The sequence below is a fragment of the Desulfurivibrio alkaliphilus AHT 2 genome, from assembly GCF_000092205.1.
GTDB lineage: Bacteria > Desulfobacterota > Desulfobulbia > Desulfobulbales > Desulfurivibrionaceae > Desulfurivibrio > Desulfurivibrio alkaliphilus.
On the sequence record NC_014216.1, the window covers coordinates 3069196 to 3085928 of the forward strand.

At 62.6% G+C, this 16733-nt stretch carries 15 protein-coding genes; 8 read left to right on the forward strand and 7 right to left on the reverse strand.

Annotated elements, in window-relative coordinates:
- Positions 1 to 29: 29 nt before the first annotated feature.
- Together DAAHT2_RS13420 and DAAHT2_RS13425 are read right to left on the reverse strand one after the other, a co-directional pair.
- Positions 30 to 632 (reverse strand): hydrogenase iron-sulfur subunit, encoded by a 603-nt coding sequence (locus DAAHT2_RS13420; RefSeq protein ID WP_013164814.1) that lies wholly within the window; start codon positions 630 to 632, stop codon positions 30 to 32.
- A complete protein-coding gene (locus tag DAAHT2_RS13425) occupies positions 625 to 3714 on the reverse strand; it encodes an FAD-dependent oxidoreductase (RefSeq protein WP_013164815.1) in 3090 nt (1029 codons plus the stop codon). The genes DAAHT2_RS13420 and DAAHT2_RS13425 overlap by 8 nt, the downstream gene beginning before the upstream one ends.
- Before the next feature lie 511 nt (positions 3715 to 4225).
- On the opposite strand from DAAHT2_RS13425, the gene DAAHT2_RS13430 reads away from it, so the two are divergent.
- The 4 genes from DAAHT2_RS13430 to DAAHT2_RS13445 are packed head-to-tail and all read left to right on the forward strand — an operon-like array spanning position 4226 to position 7613.
- Positions 4226 to 5131 carry a phosphate ABC transporter substrate-binding protein gene (locus DAAHT2_RS13430; protein ID WP_013164816.1) on the forward strand — a complete coding sequence of 302 codons (906 nt, stop codon included), beginning with the start codon at positions 4226 to 4228 and terminating at the stop codon, positions 5129 to 5131.
- A 6-nt stretch (positions 5132 to 5137) separates the two neighbouring features.
- The gene (gene pstC, locus DAAHT2_RS13435; RefSeq protein ID WP_013164817.1) at positions 5138 to 6013 is read left to right on the forward strand and encodes a phosphate ABC transporter permease subunit PstC; all 876 of its coding nucleotides are present in this window, start codon (positions 5138 to 5140) and stop codon (positions 6011 to 6013) included.
- Positions 6014 to 6020: 7 nt separating this feature from the next.
- Positions 6021 to 6860, forward strand: a complete 840-nt coding sequence (locus tag DAAHT2_RS13440) for a PstA family ABC transporter permease (RefSeq protein WP_013164818.1) — start codon at positions 6021 to 6023, stop codon at positions 6858 to 6860.
- 3 nt (positions 6861 to 6863) lie between these two features.
- A complete protein-coding gene (locus DAAHT2_RS13445; protein WP_013164819.1) occupies positions 6864 to 7613 on the forward strand; it encodes a phosphate ABC transporter ATP-binding protein in 750 nt (249 codons plus the stop codon).
- A 14-nt stretch (positions 7614 to 7627) separates the two neighbouring features.
- Here the strand turns inward: DAAHT2_RS13445 and DAAHT2_RS14775 are convergent, their stop codons facing one another.
- The 4 genes from DAAHT2_RS14775 to DAAHT2_RS13460 form a co-directional block, all read right to left on the reverse strand.
- On the reverse strand, positions 7628 to 7765 hold the full coding sequence (locus DAAHT2_RS14775) for a hypothetical protein (RefSeq protein WP_157861489.1): 138 nt from the start codon (positions 7763 to 7765) through the stop codon (positions 7628 to 7630).
- A gap of 97 nt (positions 7766 to 7862) precedes the next feature.
- Positions 7863 to 8456, reverse strand: coding sequence for a nucleotidyl transferase family protein (locus DAAHT2_RS13450; RefSeq protein WP_013164821.1), 594 nt, complete (start codon positions 8454 to 8456; stop codon positions 7863 to 7865).
- Entirely contained in the window at positions 8453 to 9805 is a 1353-nt protein-coding gene (gene apgM / locus DAAHT2_RS13455; RefSeq protein ID WP_013164822.1) for a BPG-independent phosphoglycerate mutase family protein, read from the reverse strand. Before apgM ends, DAAHT2_RS13450 begins: the two co-directional genes overlap by 4 nt.
- A 221-nt stretch (positions 9806 to 10026) precedes the next feature.
- Positions 10027 to 10644, reverse strand: coding sequence for a PHP domain-containing protein (locus DAAHT2_RS13460; RefSeq protein WP_013164823.1), 618 nt, complete (start codon positions 10642 to 10644; stop codon positions 10027 to 10029).
- Between the two features lie 394 nt (positions 10645 to 11038).
- Here DAAHT2_RS13460 and DAAHT2_RS13470 point away from each other — a divergent pair, with 394 nt between their 5' ends.
- Entirely contained in the window at positions 11039 to 11581 is a 543-nt protein-coding gene (locus DAAHT2_RS13470) for a hypothetical protein (RefSeq protein WP_013164824.1), read from the forward strand.
- 109 nt (positions 11582 to 11690) lie between these two features.
- Here the strand turns inward: DAAHT2_RS13470 and DAAHT2_RS13475 are convergent, their stop codons facing one another.
- Positions 11691 to 12881 carry an NAD(P)/FAD-dependent oxidoreductase gene (locus DAAHT2_RS13475; protein ID WP_013164825.1) on the reverse strand — a complete coding sequence of 397 codons (1191 nt, stop codon included), beginning with the start codon at positions 12879 to 12881 and terminating at the stop codon, positions 11691 to 11693.
- Between the two features lie 421 nt (positions 12882 to 13302).
- On the opposite strand from DAAHT2_RS13475, the gene DAAHT2_RS13480 reads away from it, so the two are divergent.
- From DAAHT2_RS13480 to DAAHT2_RS13495, 3 genes are all read left to right on the forward strand, one after another.
- A complete protein-coding gene (locus DAAHT2_RS13480; RefSeq protein ID WP_013164826.1) occupies positions 13303 to 13740 on the forward strand; it encodes a rhodanese-like domain-containing protein in 438 nt (145 codons plus the stop codon).
- Between the two features lie 21 nt (positions 13741 to 13761).
- Complete coding sequence (locus tag DAAHT2_RS14135; RefSeq protein WP_013164827.1) at positions 13762 to 15657, forward strand: VTT domain-containing protein; 1896 nt, start codon at positions 13762 to 13764, stop codon at positions 15655 to 15657.
- Between the two features lie 144 nt (positions 15658 to 15801).
- A complete protein-coding gene (locus tag DAAHT2_RS13495) occupies positions 15802 to 16695 on the forward strand; it encodes a selenium metabolism-associated LysR family transcriptional regulator (protein WP_013164828.1) in 894 nt (297 codons plus the stop codon).
- The last annotated feature ends 38 nt before the right edge of the window (positions 16696 to 16733 follow it).

A 16733-nucleotide genomic window follows, 5' to 3' on the forward strand; every position in this document is an offset into this window, starting at 1 on the left:
GTAAAAAGGGTTGGGTAAAAAAACGACCGTCAGGCGGCGGTCAGTTCGTTAAGGCTTTTTTCGCATTTGGCGGCCACCAGGCCGGCGATGGTTTCCCGTTTGAAATCCCGGTTTTTGAGCATCTCCTTGCTGGCGTTGAGCAGGCCGGTGCGGATCTTGCGCCCCCGGGCCGCTTCGGCCGCCGCCGCCAGTTTGGCTCGCAGGGCCTCGGGCTCCAGCCCTTCGGCCTGGCCCAGCGGCCCCAGTTCGGCCGCCTGCTGGGTAAAATTGGTGATGATCTTGACGAAGTTGGGCCCTTCGGCGGCCGAGGCCCAGTCGATCAGAAAACGGCGGCGGTCCAGCCCCAGCCGGTCCATAACCTCGTGCACCAGGGCGGCCGAGACCAGGGCATGGTAGTTGCCGTCCAGGTAGTGGCATTCGCCGGGGTGGCAACCGCCGACAAAGATGGCATCGGCCCCGGTGGCCAGACCCTCCAGGGGGAAAGAAGGGTCCAGGCGGCCGGTGCACATGATCCGGATAACCCGAATATTGGGCGGATACTGATAGCGCCCCACCCCGGCCGAGTCGGCGGCGGTATAACAACACCAGTTACAAAGAAAGCCAAGAATTTTCGGGCTGTACGGTTCAGACATTGTTTTCTCCTTCTTCCTGGCCAAAGGCCTTAATCTGCGCCATGATGCCGTCAAAGGTGAAGCGGCCCATATCGATGGCCAGGGTCGGGCAGCGGGCGGCGCAGACCCCGCAGCCTTTGCAGGAAGCGGTCACCGTCTCCGCCTTGCGCCCCTTTTCCACCTTGTGCAGCCGGATCGCCTTGTAGGGACAAAAGGTCTCGCAGACCCCGCAGCCGATGCATTTTTCGGTTTCGACCCGGGAGACAATGGGGGCCGGGGTGATGGTGCCCTTGGCCAGCGGCTGGCAGGCCCGGCCGGCCGCTGCCTGGGCCTGGGCGATGGTCTCGTCCATCCCCTTGGGGGCGTGGATCAGGCCGCAGACATAGGCGCCGTCCACCGGCAGGTCCACCGGTTGCAGCTTGACATGGGCCTCCAATAGAAAGCGCTCGGCGGTGACCGGGGTTTTCAGCATCCCCGCCAAAACCACGGGGTCTTCGGGGACGATGCCGGCGGCCAACACCACCAGGTCGGCGGCCAGTTGCAACTCCTCGTTGAGCAGCGGATCGAAGGCGCTGACCTGGAGCGGCCCCTCCACCCCCCGGGCCTTCTCCAGCCGGGGCGGGTTATCCGGCTGGTAACGAATAAAATTAACCCCCAGTTCACGGGCCCGGCGATAGTCGTCTTCCATGAAGCCGTAGGCCCGCATATCGCGGTAAAAGACGGTGATCTGCATCTCCGGCCGCCGTTTTTTCAGGCGCAGGGCGTTCTTCAGGGCCTGGCCGCAGCAGACCCGGCTGCAATAAGACAAATCCTCGCCCCGGGAGCCGGCACACTGGATCATCACCATCCGGTTCCAGGTGCGGGGCAAGGTCTTGGCGGTCAACTTTCCTTCCAACTCCATTTGGGTCAGAACCCTGGATGACCGACCGTGAAGGTACTGGTCGGGCTGGTAGGGGCGGCCGCCGGTGGCCAGTACCACCACCCCGTGATTGATCACCACGGTGCCGTTTCTGGTGTTCAGGGTGCTGCTGTAGCTGCCGATATAGCCGGAAACGGCGCTGACCTCGCTGCCGGTGTAAACCTTGATCAACTTGTGTTTGCGCACCCGGTGGGCCAGTTCCGCCACCGTCGGGCGGGTATCGTTGCCGTGGCGATCGGCGGTGAGCTTCAGGGCCTGGCCGCCCAACCGCGAAGAGCGCTCCACCAGGGTGACGGCAAAGCCCTGCTCGGCGATGGCCAGGGCGGCGGTCAGCCCGGCCAGGCCGCCGCCCACCACCAAGGCCGACGGGGTGACCGGCAACTGCTGCTCGGCCAGGGGGGTCAGCAGGGCCGCCTTGGCCACCGCCATTCGTACCGCGTCCTTGGCCTTGGCGGTGGCGGCCTCCGGTTCGTGCATGTGCACCCAAGAGCACTGGTCGCGTATATTGGCCATTTCAAAGAGCGAGCGGTTCAGCCCCGCCTCGCGCATGGTGGCCTGGAACAGCGGCTCGTGGGTGCGCGGGGTGCAGGCCGCCACCACCAGCCGGTTCAATTTGTGTTCGTGGATCGCCGCCACCAGTTGCCCCTGGGCGTCCTGGGAGCAGGAGTAGAGGTTGTCTGTGGCATAGACCACATGGGGCAGGGTGGCGGCGTATTCGGCCACCGACGGCACCTTGACCACCCCACCGATATTGATCCCGCAATGGCAGACAAAGACCCCGACTCGGGGCTCCTCCCCGGCCACCTCGGTTTCCGCCGGGAAAGAGGCGCTGATGGTGGCGCTGCCCCGGGCCGGGGCCAGTTGGCCGGCGCAAAGAGCGGCGGCCCCGCCGGCCTGGGTGACCGAATCGGGAATATCCTTGGGCCCTTGGAAGGCGCCGATCACGTAGACCCCGGGCCGGCTGGTGGCCAGCGGGGCGTAGTGATCGGTGGCGGCAAACTGGTAATGGTTGAGGTCGATTCCGGCGGCGGTGGCTAACGCCTGGGCGTCGGGCAGGGCCTCCAGCCCCTGGGAGAGCACCACCAGATCGAATTTTTCGTAGTTATGATGGCCGGATTCATCGCTCCAGGTCAGCAGCAGCTTGCCGTCGAAGAGATCTTCCACCTTGGGCGGCCGGGCGTAGATCACCCGGAAGTTGTTTTCCTTTACCGCCCGTTCCCGGGCCGCGTCGAACCCCTTGCCGTGGGTGCGGATATCCATGTAAAAGAGGGTGATTTCCGCCTCCGGCTCGTGCTCGCGGGCCAGGGTGGCCTGCTTGATCGCGTACATGCAGCAGACCGACGAGCAGTAATTGTTGCCGCAGGTCTCATCGCGGGAGCCGATGCATTGCAAGAAGGCGATCTTGCGGGGATGGCGCTCATCGGAGGGGCGGACGATCTCGCCGCCGGTGGGTCCGGAGGCGCACATCAGCCGCTCGTGCTCGAAGGCGGTCAGCACGTCGTCGAACTGGCCCCAGCCGTAGCGGCGCATCACCTCTTCATCGACCCGGCCGAAGCCGGGGGCCAGCACCACCGACCCCACCGCCAGCTCAAGGATCTCTTCCTGCTGGCTGAAGTCGATGGCCCGGGCCTGGCAGACGGCGGTGCAAAGGCCGCAGGTGTTGTGCTTGAGGCGCAGGCAGACCGAGTCGTCGATATGATAGGTCGTGGGCACCGCCTGGGGGTATTCGATGCGGATGGCGCTGGTGCGGCTCAGGTTTTCGTTGTAGTCGTCGCCCAGCAGCTTCAGGCAATACTGGGCGCACTGGCCGCAGCCGGTGCATTTCTCCTCATCGATATAGCGGGGGCGGCGGCGGATGCGGGCGGTGAAGGCGCCGGCGTCGCCGTCGAGGCCGATCAGCTCCGCCTTGGTGATGATCTCGATATTGGGGTCGCGGCCGGCCTCCACCAGCTTGGGGGCTAAAATGCAGAGCGAGCAGTCGTTGGTGGGGAAGGTCTTGTCCAGCCGGGCCATCACCCCGCCGATGGCGCTGCTCTTCTCCAGCAGATAGACCTTGTAGCCCAGCGGGGTTAGGTCCAGGGCCGTCTGGACCCCGGCCACCCCGCCGCCCACCACCAGCACCGCCCCAACGGGCTTGGCTGGGGCGACACTATCCTTGTTTTTCCCGGCAAGGGGAGCATTCATGGGTTTCCCTCCGTAAGTTCAGAACCGGGCGAAGCGGCCGCCAACGCACCGGTTCTGCTGGGAAGAAAACCAGGGGATCAGGTGGGAGCGGCGACTTGCCCGGCTCGGCATCTCCAAGCGGCCCGAACCGGGCCGCCGGGGCTGAATCAGCGTGATAAAATCGTGTGGTGCAACATGATTAAATGTTCCGTGCCTCCGACGAGCAAATCCTAATGGGCCATGGCCGGGTTAGCCGGCGACCATACCGTGCAGTAAGCGCAAACAGCCTCCAAATATGCCGAAACCACACTCGGTTGTCGAATAGTTAATATTGATAAACCAAAACACTGATATCGTAAATATCGATCATGCCCAGCTTTGGGTAATCGAATTTCTCGATAATATCCTTATTTTTAATAGGAATTTGCTGTTGGACTTATGGCCGGCAAGTCTGCTCTATTGGATACTTTTATTTTTTGATCCCTTATCGTCTGGCTGCTTGCCAAGCCCTTGCAGCCGGGAGGCATATCCTATGGGTGTTAAATTGACTCGCGGTATCATGCTGTTGCTTTTAGTACCGTTATTGAGCCTGCTGCTTGCCTGCGACCAACAAGAGCAAGAACAGCCGGCGGCGGCATTCAACGGCACCATTTTTTTCGCCGGCTCTTCCACCCTGGCCGTTGTCATTGCCCAGATTGGGGAACAGTTCACCCGGACCTACGCCACCTGGGACCAAGTGGACGCAACTCTGCCGGCAGAGAAGATTCGAATCAACGTGATCACCGGTGGCTCCGGCGCCGGCGCTCGAGCGGTGCTGGACGGTACCGCCGATTTCGGCATGGTGGGCCGGGAAGTGCGAGACAGCGAGCGGACGGCCATGTCCAACTACCAATCGCTGACCGTGGGCATTGATGCCCTGTTGCTTGCCACCCACCAGGACAATCCGCTGGCCGGCCGACGCCACGACCTGACCGCGGCGGAGGTGAGGCGGATATTTTCCGGGGAGATCAGCCACTGGCAGGAATTCAACCCCGAGCTGCCGGCCGAAGAGATCGTGCTGCTGGTAAGAGACGTGGGCGGTGGCGCCCACAGCGTGTTTCAAAACAGCGTCATGGGCCAGACGGAAGTGAGCAACCGGGCCGTGCAGGCACCCACCATGACCGCTCTGGTGCCCCGCCTGGCCGGCAATCGCCGGGCCATCGGCTATGCTTCCTACAGCGTGGCCGAGGCTTACGGCAAGCAACTGGCAGTATTCAGCCTGGACGGGGTTGAGCCTTCGGTGGAAAATATCATCAACGGTGACTACCCGGTTTCCCGGCCGCTGATTTTACTTTGGAACCATGAGCTGTCCGTCGCCGAGCGAGCATTGCTCGATTATATCCGCTCCGATGCCGGGATCTGGATTATCCGGGAGCTGGGCTATTTGCCGGCAATTTAAGCCCTGATGCCGCGATTCAATCACCGCCTGGAGCAACTGTTCGCCGCAACCGTCACCAGCCTGACGGTTGCGGCTCTGTTGACCCTGCTCTTTATTATCGGTTTCATCCTCAAGGAGTCGTTGCTGATTTTCCAGCAGGTGGCGCCGCTGGATTTCCTCTTCGGCCGCGAATGGCGCCCGCTCTCCCCGCAGGTTCGCCTTGGCCTGTGGCCCTTCCTCACCGCCAGCCTGGCGGTGACCGCCCTGGCCCTGCTGCTGGCGCTGCCGGTGGCGATCGGCGCCGCGCTGTTTCTGGCCTTCCGCTGTCCACCTCGCTTGCGGCGGTCGCTGCTGGGCTTGATCAACCTGCTGGCCGGCATACCTTCGGTTATCTACGGCTTTATCGGCATCATGGTGTTGCTGCCGCTGTTTGAACGATGGTTTGGCATGAGTTCCGGCGACTCCCTGCTGGCCGGCGGCATTGTGCTGGCGGTCATGATCCTGCCCTTTATCATCGCCACCAGCAGTGAAAGCATGGCGGCGGCGGCCCGGGGGCATCTCCAGGCATCGCGGTCGCTGGGGGTGTCCCAGGGGTACATGCTGCGCAACCTGGTCCTGCCCGCCGCCCGGTTCGGGATCCTGGCCGGGTCGATCCTGGGGGTCTCCCGGGCCATGGGCGAGACCATGGCGGTGATGATGGTGGTGGGCAATTCACCCTTGCCGCCCACGGCCCTGCTGGAGCGGGTGCAGCCCATCCCTTCGCTGATCGCCCTGGAGATCGGTTCCGCCCCTCTGGGCAGCCTGCATTATCACGCCCTGTTCGGCGCCGCTCTGGTGCTGTTGTTGATGCTGCTGGCCATCAACCTCTTTTTTTATTTTCTCCGACAACGTTTGAGCGGCTGAAGGCGCCATGAACCGTAGAGGAATTATAGATTGGCTGGTTAATCTCTGGCTGTGGGGTTCCATCGCCACCGTGGCGGCGATTTTCCTGCTGCTGGTCGGCCATATCGTGCTCCAGGGGTGGCGCGCCATCAGCCTGGAATTTTTGTTCGGCGCCCCCCGGGGGATGCCGCTGGGGGCGGAAGGGGGAATTTTCCCGGCCATCATGGGCTCCTTGGCCCTGGCCGGAATCAGCTTGGCGGTGGCATCGCTGCTGGGTTTGGCCACCGCCCTTTATCTGCAGCTATACTGCCGCAACCCGCGCATTGTCGGCTTGATCCGGGTGGTGGTTCAGTGTATCGCCGGTATTCCTTCCATCGTGCTGGGGCTTTTTGGCTACGCCCTGTTTGTGGTTGCCATGGGCATGGGCTACTCTTTGCTGGCCGGCGGCCTGACCCTGGCCATCATGATTTTCCCGGTGGTGGCCATTAGCGCCGAAAAGGCGATTGCCGATGTGCGGCGGGAGCTGATTGTGGCCTCCCATGCCCTGGGGGTTTCCAGGTCTTATACCTTCTGGCATATTATCTGGCCGGCGGCTAAAAATGATATTATTTCCGGCATCCTGCTCGGCACCGTTTGGGCCCTGGGCGCCACCCCGCCCATCATGCTCACGGCGGCGGTGCTTTCGGCCCCCTCGCCAACCTCGCTGCTGCAGCCGGTCATGGCGCTGCCTTATCATTTATATATTCTGACCACGGAACAGGTTTCAGTGGAAAAGGCCTACGGCACCGCGCTGGTGCTCATGGTATTGCTGCTGTTGGGCTATGCCCTGGCCTTTCTGCTGTTTGGTCGCCAACGCAAGGAAAGATAAACGATGGAGAACATCATCCAGGTCAACAACTGGCATGTCTCTTGCGGCGACACGCCGGTGCTGAGCGATATCAACCTCGATTTTCCCGCCAACCGGATTACCGCCCTGATCGGTCCTTCCGGGTGCGGCAAGACGACTCTGCTCAAGTCGATAAATCGCCTGTTGGAAGAAGAGTCCCAGGCGCAAACTCGCGGCAGGATTCGTCTGCAGGGGCAGGATATCGCCGCCATCCCCAAAGAGACCCTGCGGCGCCGGGTCGGCATCGTCTTTCAAACCCCGACCCCGTTTCCTTTTTCCATCGAAAAAAATATGCTCTACGCCCTGAACTATCACCAGCAACTGAGCCGGGAAGAAAAAAAGGCGCGCATGCTGGAAACTCTCCGCCTGGCCGGGCTTTACGACGAGGTCAAGGACCGCCTGCGCCTGTCGGCCGCCAAACTCTCCGGCGGCCAGCAGCAGCGCCTGTGCATCGCCCGCTCCCTGACCCTGGAGCCGGAAGTGCTGTTGCTGGATGAACCCTGCTCCTCCCTGGACCCCCGCTCCACCGCCCGGATCGAAGAGACCCTGCAACTGCTGGCCCAGCAAATGGCGGTGATCATTGTCACCCACAACCTGGCCCAGGCCCGGCGGATCGCCCATCATGTGGCCTTCCTTAATGAAGGCCTGCTACTGGAAGAGCGGGAGGCGACGCACTTCTTTGCCCAGCCCCGGCACGAGGCAGCCCGGCAATATCTGGCCGGCCAGCTTGGTTGAACGGCAGCAGCACGTTAAAGCTGGAGTTTTTTCTCGGCCGGCATCTTTTCAAACGGATGGGTGTGCAGGGCCTGCTCCATGGCCAGGTCCTGGAGGTTGTAAGGTTTCTGGCGAAAACCGGTCGAAAGTGCTGTCGCACAGTTTGCGCACATGCTTGATGATAGCTGCAGATCAACCGTCACCCGTTCGCTCTGGTTACGCCGAGCTAAAGTCAGCAACTGCCGCACCATGTCGGCGACCGGCGACGGGTCAGTTCGCTTCGGGATCAGGTTGTGCGGCGGCAGCGAGGGTTGCCAGGCGCTGGGGAATTTGCCAGGTGGTGAGCAGGCGGGCCACGGCGGGCGGCACCAGGTGTTGCCAGGGCTGGTTGGTCGCCATCAGGTGGCGGATATTGCCGGCGCTCAACCCCTTTTCCTCGGTCGGCACCTCCCAGAGCAGATGGGTGCGCAGGCCCAGCTCCTGGAACATGGCTTGCTTGCGCCGGCCCCAGTCATCGAAGATGCTGAGCAGGAAAACCGCGTCCAGCGGTACGTAATGCCGGTAGCGTTCCGGCAGGTTGATGGGCAGCGGTACGATGGAAAAATAGCCCTCCGAAAGGCCGGCTTCGCTCAGGGTGGCCCGTACCAGTTGGTAGCGTTCGAAATAGGTCAGCGGATTGGCCTGGGGCAGACTCCGCTCCGGATCGGCGGGATCTTTGCGGGTGAGTTCCGGCTCGGGATTGGTGATCCCCACCACCAGGTGACGGCAGAGGGCGGCCCCGGCCAGCAGGTAGCGGCGGTGGTCCAGGTGCAGTACTTGAAAGCGGCCGTGGATCACCCCGGTTTGGTAAGGTTTGCCGCTCATTTTAATGATTCCTGGGGCGAGTTGGGCGGAGGCGGTTGGTCCAGGCGCAGCGGGGCGTAATCGCCGGGCCAGAAGGGTTGATCTTCCGGGGCCTCGCGGGTGCCGATCAGCTTGGCCCGGTCAAGGTAGTTGAGCACCAGCAGCATCAACTCGGTTCCCCGCACCAGTCCCAGGGCGCCGCCGGCCACGCTGAGCTCGTCAAAACTGTTCACCCGGTCCCGCCGTACCCCCGGCCCGGCAAAGAGCAGTGGCACCGGTTCGCCGGAATGGATCAGCGGGCCGCTACTGGGGGTGGAGTGGTCGGCCATCACCACCAGCACCAGCTCGGGATCGGCCAGCAGATCGTCAAGCACCCGCCCCAGGCCGCGATCCAGGGCCTCGATCACCCGCACCTTGCCGGCGGGGTCCTTGCGGTGGGCGGCTTGATCCGGGGTTTTGGTGTGGACATGGATAAAGTCGAAGTCGGCCAGGGCTTCCCGGGCCATGGTCAGCCGCCGGGCCAGGTCGTCGCCGGGGTCGTCACCATCCTGGTCAGCCTGGACCGCCAGCCCGAGAAATGCCGCCAATCCCCAGTAAACCAGGCCGGAGGCGATGCTCAGCCCCCTTAACCCGTTGTGCCGGCGAAAATCGACCACCTCTTGCCACTGGCCACCCCGCTGGGTAACCATGCCGTTAACCGCGCCCAGGCCGGCTTCCCGCCGGGCCTGGTTGACAGGGTGAGCGGCCAGGGTGTGGTGGACCCGGAGCAGGTAGGAGCGCAGGGCGGCGGCGGTTTGCCCGGCGGCGGGATCATCGGCATACTCCCGCCAGGGCAGCAGGTCGGGCAGCGGTCGCCCCGCCGCCATGGTGTTGGTATCGGTGACAAAGCGGGAGACCGGGCCGCTGAGTACCAGAACACCGGAGGTGCCGTGGGTGGGCTGAAAGTGAAGATCGATTTCACCGTGTCGGTAGTGGGCGACGGCGGCCAGCAGTTGCCGCGCCTCCTCGGGCGAGGTACGGGGCTGGTCTTCCTCCAGCACCAAAGCACCACCGCTGTCCACCCGCAGTTGCACCAGGTGAGCAAGAAAGGCCGCCTGTTTGGGACCCAGTTCGATCCCCGCCCCCAGCGTCTCCAGGCAGCCCCGGCCGGGAAAATCATCGGGCTTGTAACCGAAGATGGCGAAGTGGGCGTTTTCACTGGGCAGGGCCTGGCCTAAGGCGGCGGCATGGTAAAGCCCGTTGGCCCCCTGGGTGGCCAGGCGATCCAGGTTGGGGGTGGTGGCCGCCTGCAGCGGGGTACGGTGGCCCAGCTCCGGGCAGGCCCGATCCCCCAGGCCGTCAAGCATAATCAAGATGCATTTACGGGCCATGCTCTCTCCTGCGATAATGTTGACCTCCAAGTAGCCCCAGTCTCCGGCGGCCCGGTGGTGGTTTTAGCGGCGGACTGACAATGTAACGGTTCGACGGCCAGGGGTCAACAAAGGCCAGGTGGTTAGAGCAGGGGAAAGCGGCTGAGCTTGGCGACACCGGGGAAACAGCAGGCTTAAATTGCCGGCAGTCGCATCCGGCTGCCATAACCCGGGTGGAAAAATCAGGCCGCCAGGCGGTTGAGAGCGTGGCGGGGGTTCCAGTCGCCCCGGCAGGCGCCGGCCCGCAGGGCGCCGACCAGGTCCAGCCGTTTGCGGATGGGCCTGCTGAAGCTGGTGACCACTCGGCCCAGCTCCGCCAGGCTGTGGGCGTCGCTGCCGCCGCAGGCGGCCAGGGAATAACGATTAAGCCACCCCTGCGACCGTTGATTTTCCAACGCGGAGTTGCGACCGTTGATCTCCTCCACCAATCGGCAGCAGCCGCCGGCAACCAAGGCCTCGGCGGTGGAGCGGCCGGCCCGGTGCGGGTGGGCGGCCACCGCCACTCCTTGCAGTTCATCAACCAGGGCCAGCAGCTCTTCCGCTGCCAAACCGGGGCGCAATTGCTCAAAGGGCCCGAACAACAAAAAATCCCCCTGGGGGGTGGCGTATTCCATGCCCACAATGACACAGAGGCCGTCGGCCTGAATCCCTTCCCGCACCTGCTGCCCCGCCGCCATGGTGTTGTGGTCGGTAAGGCAGACCCCATCCAGGCCCCGGGCTGCGGCATGGGCGAGAATCTGGCCCAACTCCAGAGTGCTGCAGGCTGAATGGCTGGTATGAACGTGCAAATCAAAAAGCATTTAATCGAGAAGTCCCTGCTTCGTGGTTGTATAAAAACTGAAAAGGGTTCGGTCGCCTGAATTGACGGCGTCATCCTTGTTAGTCAAGGATAAGAAATAACCCCCAAGCAAGCAAATCGGAATTTGTGATCGATCCGGCATGGTTGCATTGCCGCGGCCGATGTGGTCAGCAATCTGGAGGAGGGGACCGGCGTGGTCAACCACTGTGGTCTGGCCTTTTGCCATGCCGATCTGATAGAATCGAGTACAACCCGCGAGGCTTGCCCCCGCGAGGAGATACCCTTTCCGGCCGGCCAAATCGGATTGTTCCGTCACAGTTAGTGGCCAACTGCAGACCCGGATCGAGGCTTTGCCGGAACAGGGCGCCGGGGAAAAAATTAAAGGAGGTTTGCTGATGCTGAAAAAAATATTTTTACTGCTGGTGCTGGGTTTATTGCCTTTTACGCCCCTGGCAGGGGGCGCTGATCCGGCTCCGGCCGAATATTGCCAGGCCGATGAGGATGGTGAAAAGCGGCCAGGTGATCGGGCGGCCCTGGCCGGCGTGGAGGTGGGGCGGATCTTCTGGGATGTCACCATTGCCGACCCATGGGCGCTGGCCGGGCGTTTGGGGGTGATCGAAGAAACCTATTGCGACATGGTACGCCAGGGGGTGACTCCGGAGATGGTGCTGGCCTTTCGGGGCGGGGCGACCCGGTTGCTGAACGCCGATCCCCAGCACTTGCCGGAAGAGCTGCGGGAGGGCGCCGCCGAGGTGCAGCGCCACCTGCAGACCATGCTGGAGCGTCCCGGGGTGCAAATGGAGGCCTGCTATATCGCCATGGGGCGAGTGCCGCTGGAGCCGGAAAACCTTATGCCGGGGGTCAAGGCGGTGGGCAATACCTTCCTGTCGGCCATGGGGTATGGCCAAAAGGGGTATGTTTCGATTCCCATTTATTAGATTGGTTCCGCCGCCATACTCAACGGAGCAGGGAAGAGGGCGGAGAGATCGGGCGACTCGGCCCCCCTGCGACCAGCGGCAGGGTGGGGCAGTTGCTTGGATTGCCGGCTTACGGCAAGCGGCTGATCCCGTGGCCCATCTTCCATAGGATGTAGCGCTCCAGGGCCGCCTTGGCCCAAAGCGCCCAGCGCCCCTGGCGCATCACCGCCCGCTGGCGTGGCGGCAGGATCGGCTGGGCCAGGATGAAGGCGGCGGTGTTGCCCATATCCATCAGGCAGATGGCGCTCAACTCTTCCGGGTCGGGCGGTGGTTGGTTGGTTAAGCGGGAGGCCAGGTGGGCGGCGGCAACCTTGGCCATCCGCACCGTCATGTAGCCGGTCTTCGGCACCCCGGTGGGGATCGGGGTGGGTTCCGGGGGAGCCAGGGCCATGGCCACGCCCACCGCGTAAATATTTTCATGTTGCCGGTGGCGGTAATGGTCATCCACCGGGATAAAGCCCCGCTCATTGCCCAGGCCGGCCACCGCCGCCACCCCTTTGAAGGGCGGCCCCAGCATTGCCAACTGGAAGGGCAGCTTCTCGCCGTCTGCCAAATGCAGGCCGCCGGGCTCCACCCCGGCCACTGCCCGGTTGGTCAACACCCTGATGTCGCGCCGAGCAAACTCATCCTCGATAAAGCGCCGGGCCCGCCCCGGCCCGTCGATTCCCATATGGCCGGGGTATGGCTCGGAGCTGACGTAGGTGATGGGCACCTTGTGGCGCAGCTTACGGCGGCGCAACTGGTGGTCGAAATCGAAGGCCAGTTCATAGTAGGGGCCAAAACAGCTGGCCCGCTGGGTGGAGCCCAGGATAAGCGGGCCGGGCCGGGAAAGCAGTTGCTGCCAGGCCTGGCGTCCGGCCCGGGCGTGGGCTGCGGTGAAAACGCAGTGGGTGTGCCCGCCCTCCGGACCCAGCCCGGCAATTTCCTCCCAGGCCAGATGCGGGCCGGTGGCGATCACCAGGTAGTCGTAGCCGAAAGACCCCCGCTGGCTCTCCACCCGCTGCTCCGCCGGCTTAACCCCGGTGGCGGCAGCCTGGACAAAGTTGATGCCCCGGGCGGCCAGCAGCGGGGCCAGCGGCAATGAAATTCGCGCCAGATCGCGTCGACCGGTGACCACCCAGGGCAATGACGGCAGGAAAACAAAATCTGCCTCCGGGTTGAGCAGGGTGATCTCCGCCTTATCCGCCAGCCGCCGGCGCAACTCAAAGGCGGCGGTCAAGCCGCCGAAAGAGCCGCCTAAGATAACGATCTTTTGCTTCATCTGCCCGGCCCTCGCCTTTTTTTCTCTTGGCTTCATGCCCCAGCTTTTGTCGAGCTGCCTTTACCAATCGCCCGCCCAGCCACCAGGGATCTCGCTCGATTTTGCGATCAAGACGACGTAGTGCCTGATGCTATCAGATCATCGCTCTTTGTGGGAGGAAAAATATCCAGCCAGGGTCGGCAAGATCAGGACTTGGCAGGCCAATGGCGGAGCGCTGGCGGGGTTGGCATGGAGTTCTCATGGCATATTAGATTATTCTATAGGCAGACCGTGATTTGATTAATAATAACAATTTGACAACAGCCCGTCTTTAGGGCATTTTCGTCATGACAGAATGGTCGCTCTATCGAGCCGACGCAGTGGGCGCCGGCAATGGAAAGGTGGCTAAGTAGAAAAATGCGATAATAAAGGAGGTTGCGTAATGTTTAAGTATGCAGCGATGGTGGGCGCCCTGTTACTGGTGCTGGGGGTGGGGAGCGCCCAGGCCTTTTTCTCTTTCTTCTCTGGTGGCTACCAGTATATTTCCGCCGAGGAACTAAATAAGCGCCTGCAGGCCGGTGATGAGATGGTTTTGCTTGATATCTGCCCGGCGGATGAGTTTGCCGAGGGCCATATCCCCGGCTCCATCGAGACCAACGCCTTTCCTACCCAAACCGCCGAAGAGAGGAAACGTCTTAGTAAAGGACTGGCGGCCATGCAGGCCGGCGATGAGGATATCATTATCATCTGCCCCGGCGGTGGCGGAGGGGCTCGGCGTACCGTGGATTACTATGTGGACCAGGGGATTGCCAAGGATCGGATCTATATCCTGGAAGATGGCTTACGCAAATGGCCCTATGAAACGGTGCCAAAATCCTGAAATTTGCGGTAGCGTTAAACAATGAACACTAAAAAAATAGCCCTGGCCGGCATTCTGCTGCTGCTGGCCGGGGCTTTTTTCTGGTTTGAGCTGCACCACTGGCTGACCTTAGCCCAGTTGCGCGACTTTCAGGTGCAGGCCACCGCCTTTTACGAGCAGCGGCCGCTTAGTGCCATTGCCCTGTTCGTGCTGGCTTATCTGCTGGTGGTGGCCCTTAATTTGCCGGGCGGGGCACTGCTGGGGCTGCTGGCGGGGGCGGTTTTCGGGGTGCTGGTGGGTACGGTGGTGGTCTCCTTTGCCAGTACCATTGCCGCCACCGTGGCCTGCGCTTTGTGCCGCTATCTCTTCCGCGACCTGGTCCGCGCCCGTTTTCCCCAGGTGGCGGTCAGCGTCGATCGGGGGATCGCCCGCGAAGGTGCTTTCTATCTTTTTTCCCTGCGTCTGATTCCCGCCGTTCCCTTCTTTGTGATCAACATGGTGATGGGGCTCACCGCCATGCCGTTGCGCACCTTTTACTGGGTGTCACAATTGGGGATGCTGCCGGGCACCTTTGTCTTTGTCAACGCCGGCCGGGAACTGGGGCAGTTGACCGCCACCGGCGATATATTTTCGCTCCGCCTGGTGCTGGCCTTTGCTCTGCTGGGCCTGCTGCCCTTACTGGCCAAATGGGGGGTTGATTTTTATCGCCGCCGCAGCGGCCGTTCTGGTGAAGAGGAAAAAAAGGGTGTTCAACAACAATCGCCGGATCAAGAGCTCGCAGAGCACCACTTGGCAGCGGCCGCCGAGCAGCTTGACAGCGGCTGCACCCGTTGCGGCGCTTGTGCTGCCCGCTGTGCTTTTTTGCAAACATCGGGGCTGCCCGGCGAGATTGCCGCCGCCTGGCGCACCGGTAAGCCGCAGGCCGATCCCTTTGCCTGCAGCTTATGTAACCTTTGCACCGTCGTCTGCCCGGAAAAATTGAAGCCCGGCGATTTTTTACTCGATTTGCGCCGTCACCTGGTTCGGCGCCAGGTCCTGGATTTGCGTCCCTATCGGCCGCTGCTCAGTTACGAGCGGCTGGGTGCCTCGCCGTGGTTTGCCGCCGCAAAGCTGCCGGCCCATTGCGATACGGTTTTTTTCCCGGGCTGCAACCTGCCGGGCAGCCGTCCCGCCGCCACTTGGCAGCTTTTCAACCGGCTGCAAGGGCAATGCCCCAACCTGGGCCTGGTGCTGAACTGCTGCCATAAACCATCCCACGACCTGGGGCGGCAGGACTATTTCAACCATCGTTTCACCGGCCTGCAACAGCATCTGCTGCGGCAGGGCATCCGGCGTGTGCTGGTGGCCTGCCCCAACTGTTATAAGGTATTTCTTAACTATGGCGGCGAGCTGCAGGTGGAAAGCGTGTGGGAGATGCTGGCGGCTCCGGTGGCGGCAGAAGCGGAAAACGCTGCCCGGGAAGCAGCGGTGGCGGAAGCGGTGGCAACACCGCCGGGCGAACAAGTGGTCACCATCCACGATCCCTGCCCGTTGCGGCAATTGCCCGCTTTGCAACAGGCCGTACGAAGGTTGGCGCAGGAGCAGGGCTTGCGGGTCAAGGAAATGCGGGCCTCCGGCCGGCGCACCTTCTGCTGCGGAGAAGGTGGGGCGGTGGGGTTTAAGCGCCCCGAGCTGGCCGCCCGCTGGGGTGAGCTGCGCCGGGAACAGGCCGGGGAATTGCCGGTGCTGACCTACTGCGCCGGCTGTGCCGGTTTTCTCACCCGTGCCGGCCTGCCCACCATCCATTTGGCCGATCTCCTGGCCGAACCCCGGCAAGCCCTTGCCGGCAAGGCGCCGGTGGCCAAGGGGTTGCGGACTTACCTTAACCGCCTGCTCTTTAAGTGGCGCCTGTGGCGTTTCAAGCCGGAGTCGGAGCAAGCCGGTAAACGCGGCATTTAGTAATGTCGTAAGGGTAAGCGGTCGTGCCTGGCTCGGCCAATCTATCAGCTTGCCAAGTTGCCGCTTTAGGCTATGATACTTTCCGGCACGGGAATGAACCGTTGCCTTTGGTCGCCCTGAACAAACCAGCGCCGGAGCCGATTTATGGATTTACATCGACTGGAAGTGTTTTGCCGGGTGGTGGAGCTGAAGAGTTTTACCAAAGCCGCCGAGGCCACCTTTCTTTCCCAGCCCACGGTGAGTGAGCACCTTCGCATGCTGGAGGAAACCCTGGCGGTCCGGCTGGTGGATCGTCTGGGGCGGGAGGTGTTGCCGACGGCGGCCGGTAAAATTTTGTATGACTACGCCCGTCGACTGTTGCGCCTGCGCCGGGAGGCGGTGGAGGCCATCGCCCAGCACAGTGGCCGTTGTGCCGGCCGGCTGGAACTGGGCGCCAGCACCATCCCCGGCACCTACCTGCTGCCGGCCCTGATCGGTCAATTCAAACAGAATTACCCCGAGGTGCTGACCACCATCCATATCGCCAGCTCGCGGGAAGTGGCCGGGCAGGTGATGCGGGGCGATTGCGAACTGGGAGTGGTGGGGGCCCGCTGGAACGAAGCGGCGTTGAGCTGGGAGCCGCTCTTTGCCGACGAGCTGACCCTGGTGGTACGCAGTGATCATCCCTGGGCGGAGCGGGGCGAGATCAGCCCGGCGGAGTTGTTTGAGGTTCCGATCGTCGACCGGGAGCGGGAATCCGGTACCCGTAAGGTCGCCCATGAAATTTTAAACGAGCACGGTCTGGAGGCGAACAATTTGCAGATCATTGCCGAGATGGGCAGCACCGAGGCGGTGCGCCAGAGCGTCAAGGCCGGCATCGGGGCGGCGATTCTCTCCCGGCGGGCGATCCAGGATGACCTGAATTGCGGCTCGTTGGCCGAGGTGGCCATTGCCGGTATCACCTTTTCCCGCCCTTTCTACCTGGTCCAGCGCAGAAAACGGCAACCTTCGCCGGTGGCCGCCCGCTTCCTGGAGTTTCTCGTCGGCAACACCCTGTAAGTAAAACATTAACCGGAGCCAGCCGGCGTTATTAACGT

Bases quoted from the DNA above. Each gene is read 5' to 3' on its own strand.
- DAAHT2_RS13420 (WP_013164814.1), bottom strand. From the start codon at position 632: ATGTCTGAACCGTACAGCCCGAAAATTCTTGGCTTTCTTTGTAACTGG.
- DAAHT2_RS13425 (WP_013164815.1), bottom strand. From the start codon at position 3,714: ATGAATGCTCCCCTTGCCGGGAAAAACAAGGATAGTGTCGCCCCAGCC.
- DAAHT2_RS13430 (WP_013164816.1), top strand. From the start codon at position 4,226: ATGGGTGTTAAATTGACTCGCGGTATCATGCTGTTGCTTTTAGTACCG.
- pstC (WP_013164817.1), top strand. From the start codon at position 5,138: ATGCCGCGATTCAATCACCGCCTGGAGCAACTGTTCGCCGCAACCGTC.
- DAAHT2_RS13440 (WP_013164818.1), top strand. From the start codon at position 6,021: ATGAACCGTAGAGGAATTATAGATTGGCTGGTTAATCTCTGGCTGTGG.
- DAAHT2_RS13445 (WP_013164819.1), top strand. From the start codon at position 6,864: ATGGAGAACATCATCCAGGTCAACAACTGGCATGTCTCTTGCGGCGAC.
- DAAHT2_RS14775 (WP_157861489.1), bottom strand. From the start codon at position 7,765: ATGTGCGCAAACTGTGCGACAGCACTTTCGACCGGTTTTCGCCAGAAA.
- DAAHT2_RS13450 (WP_013164821.1), bottom strand. From the start codon at position 8,456: ATGAGCGGCAAACCTTACCAAACCGGGGTGATCCACGGCCGCTTTCAA.
- apgM (WP_013164822.1), bottom strand. From the start codon at position 9,805: ATGGCCCGTAAATGCATCTTGATTATGCTTGACGGCCTGGGGGATCGG.
- DAAHT2_RS13460 (WP_013164823.1), bottom strand. From the start codon at position 10,644: ATGCTTTTTGATTTGCACGTTCATACCAGCCATTCAGCCTGCAGCACT.
- DAAHT2_RS13470 (WP_013164824.1), top strand. From the start codon at position 11,039: ATGCTGAAAAAAATATTTTTACTGCTGGTGCTGGGTTTATTGCCTTTT.
- DAAHT2_RS13475 (WP_013164825.1), bottom strand. From the start codon at position 12,881: ATGAAGCAAAAGATCGTTATCTTAGGCGGCTCTTTCGGCGGCTTGACC.
- DAAHT2_RS13480 (WP_013164826.1), top strand. From the start codon at position 13,303: ATGTTTAAGTATGCAGCGATGGTGGGCGCCCTGTTACTGGTGCTGGGG.
- DAAHT2_RS14135 (WP_013164827.1), top strand. From the start codon at position 13,762: ATGAACACTAAAAAAATAGCCCTGGCCGGCATTCTGCTGCTGCTGGCC.
- DAAHT2_RS13495 (WP_013164828.1), top strand. From the start codon at position 15,802: ATGGATTTACATCGACTGGAAGTGTTTTGCCGGGTGGTGGAGCTGAAG.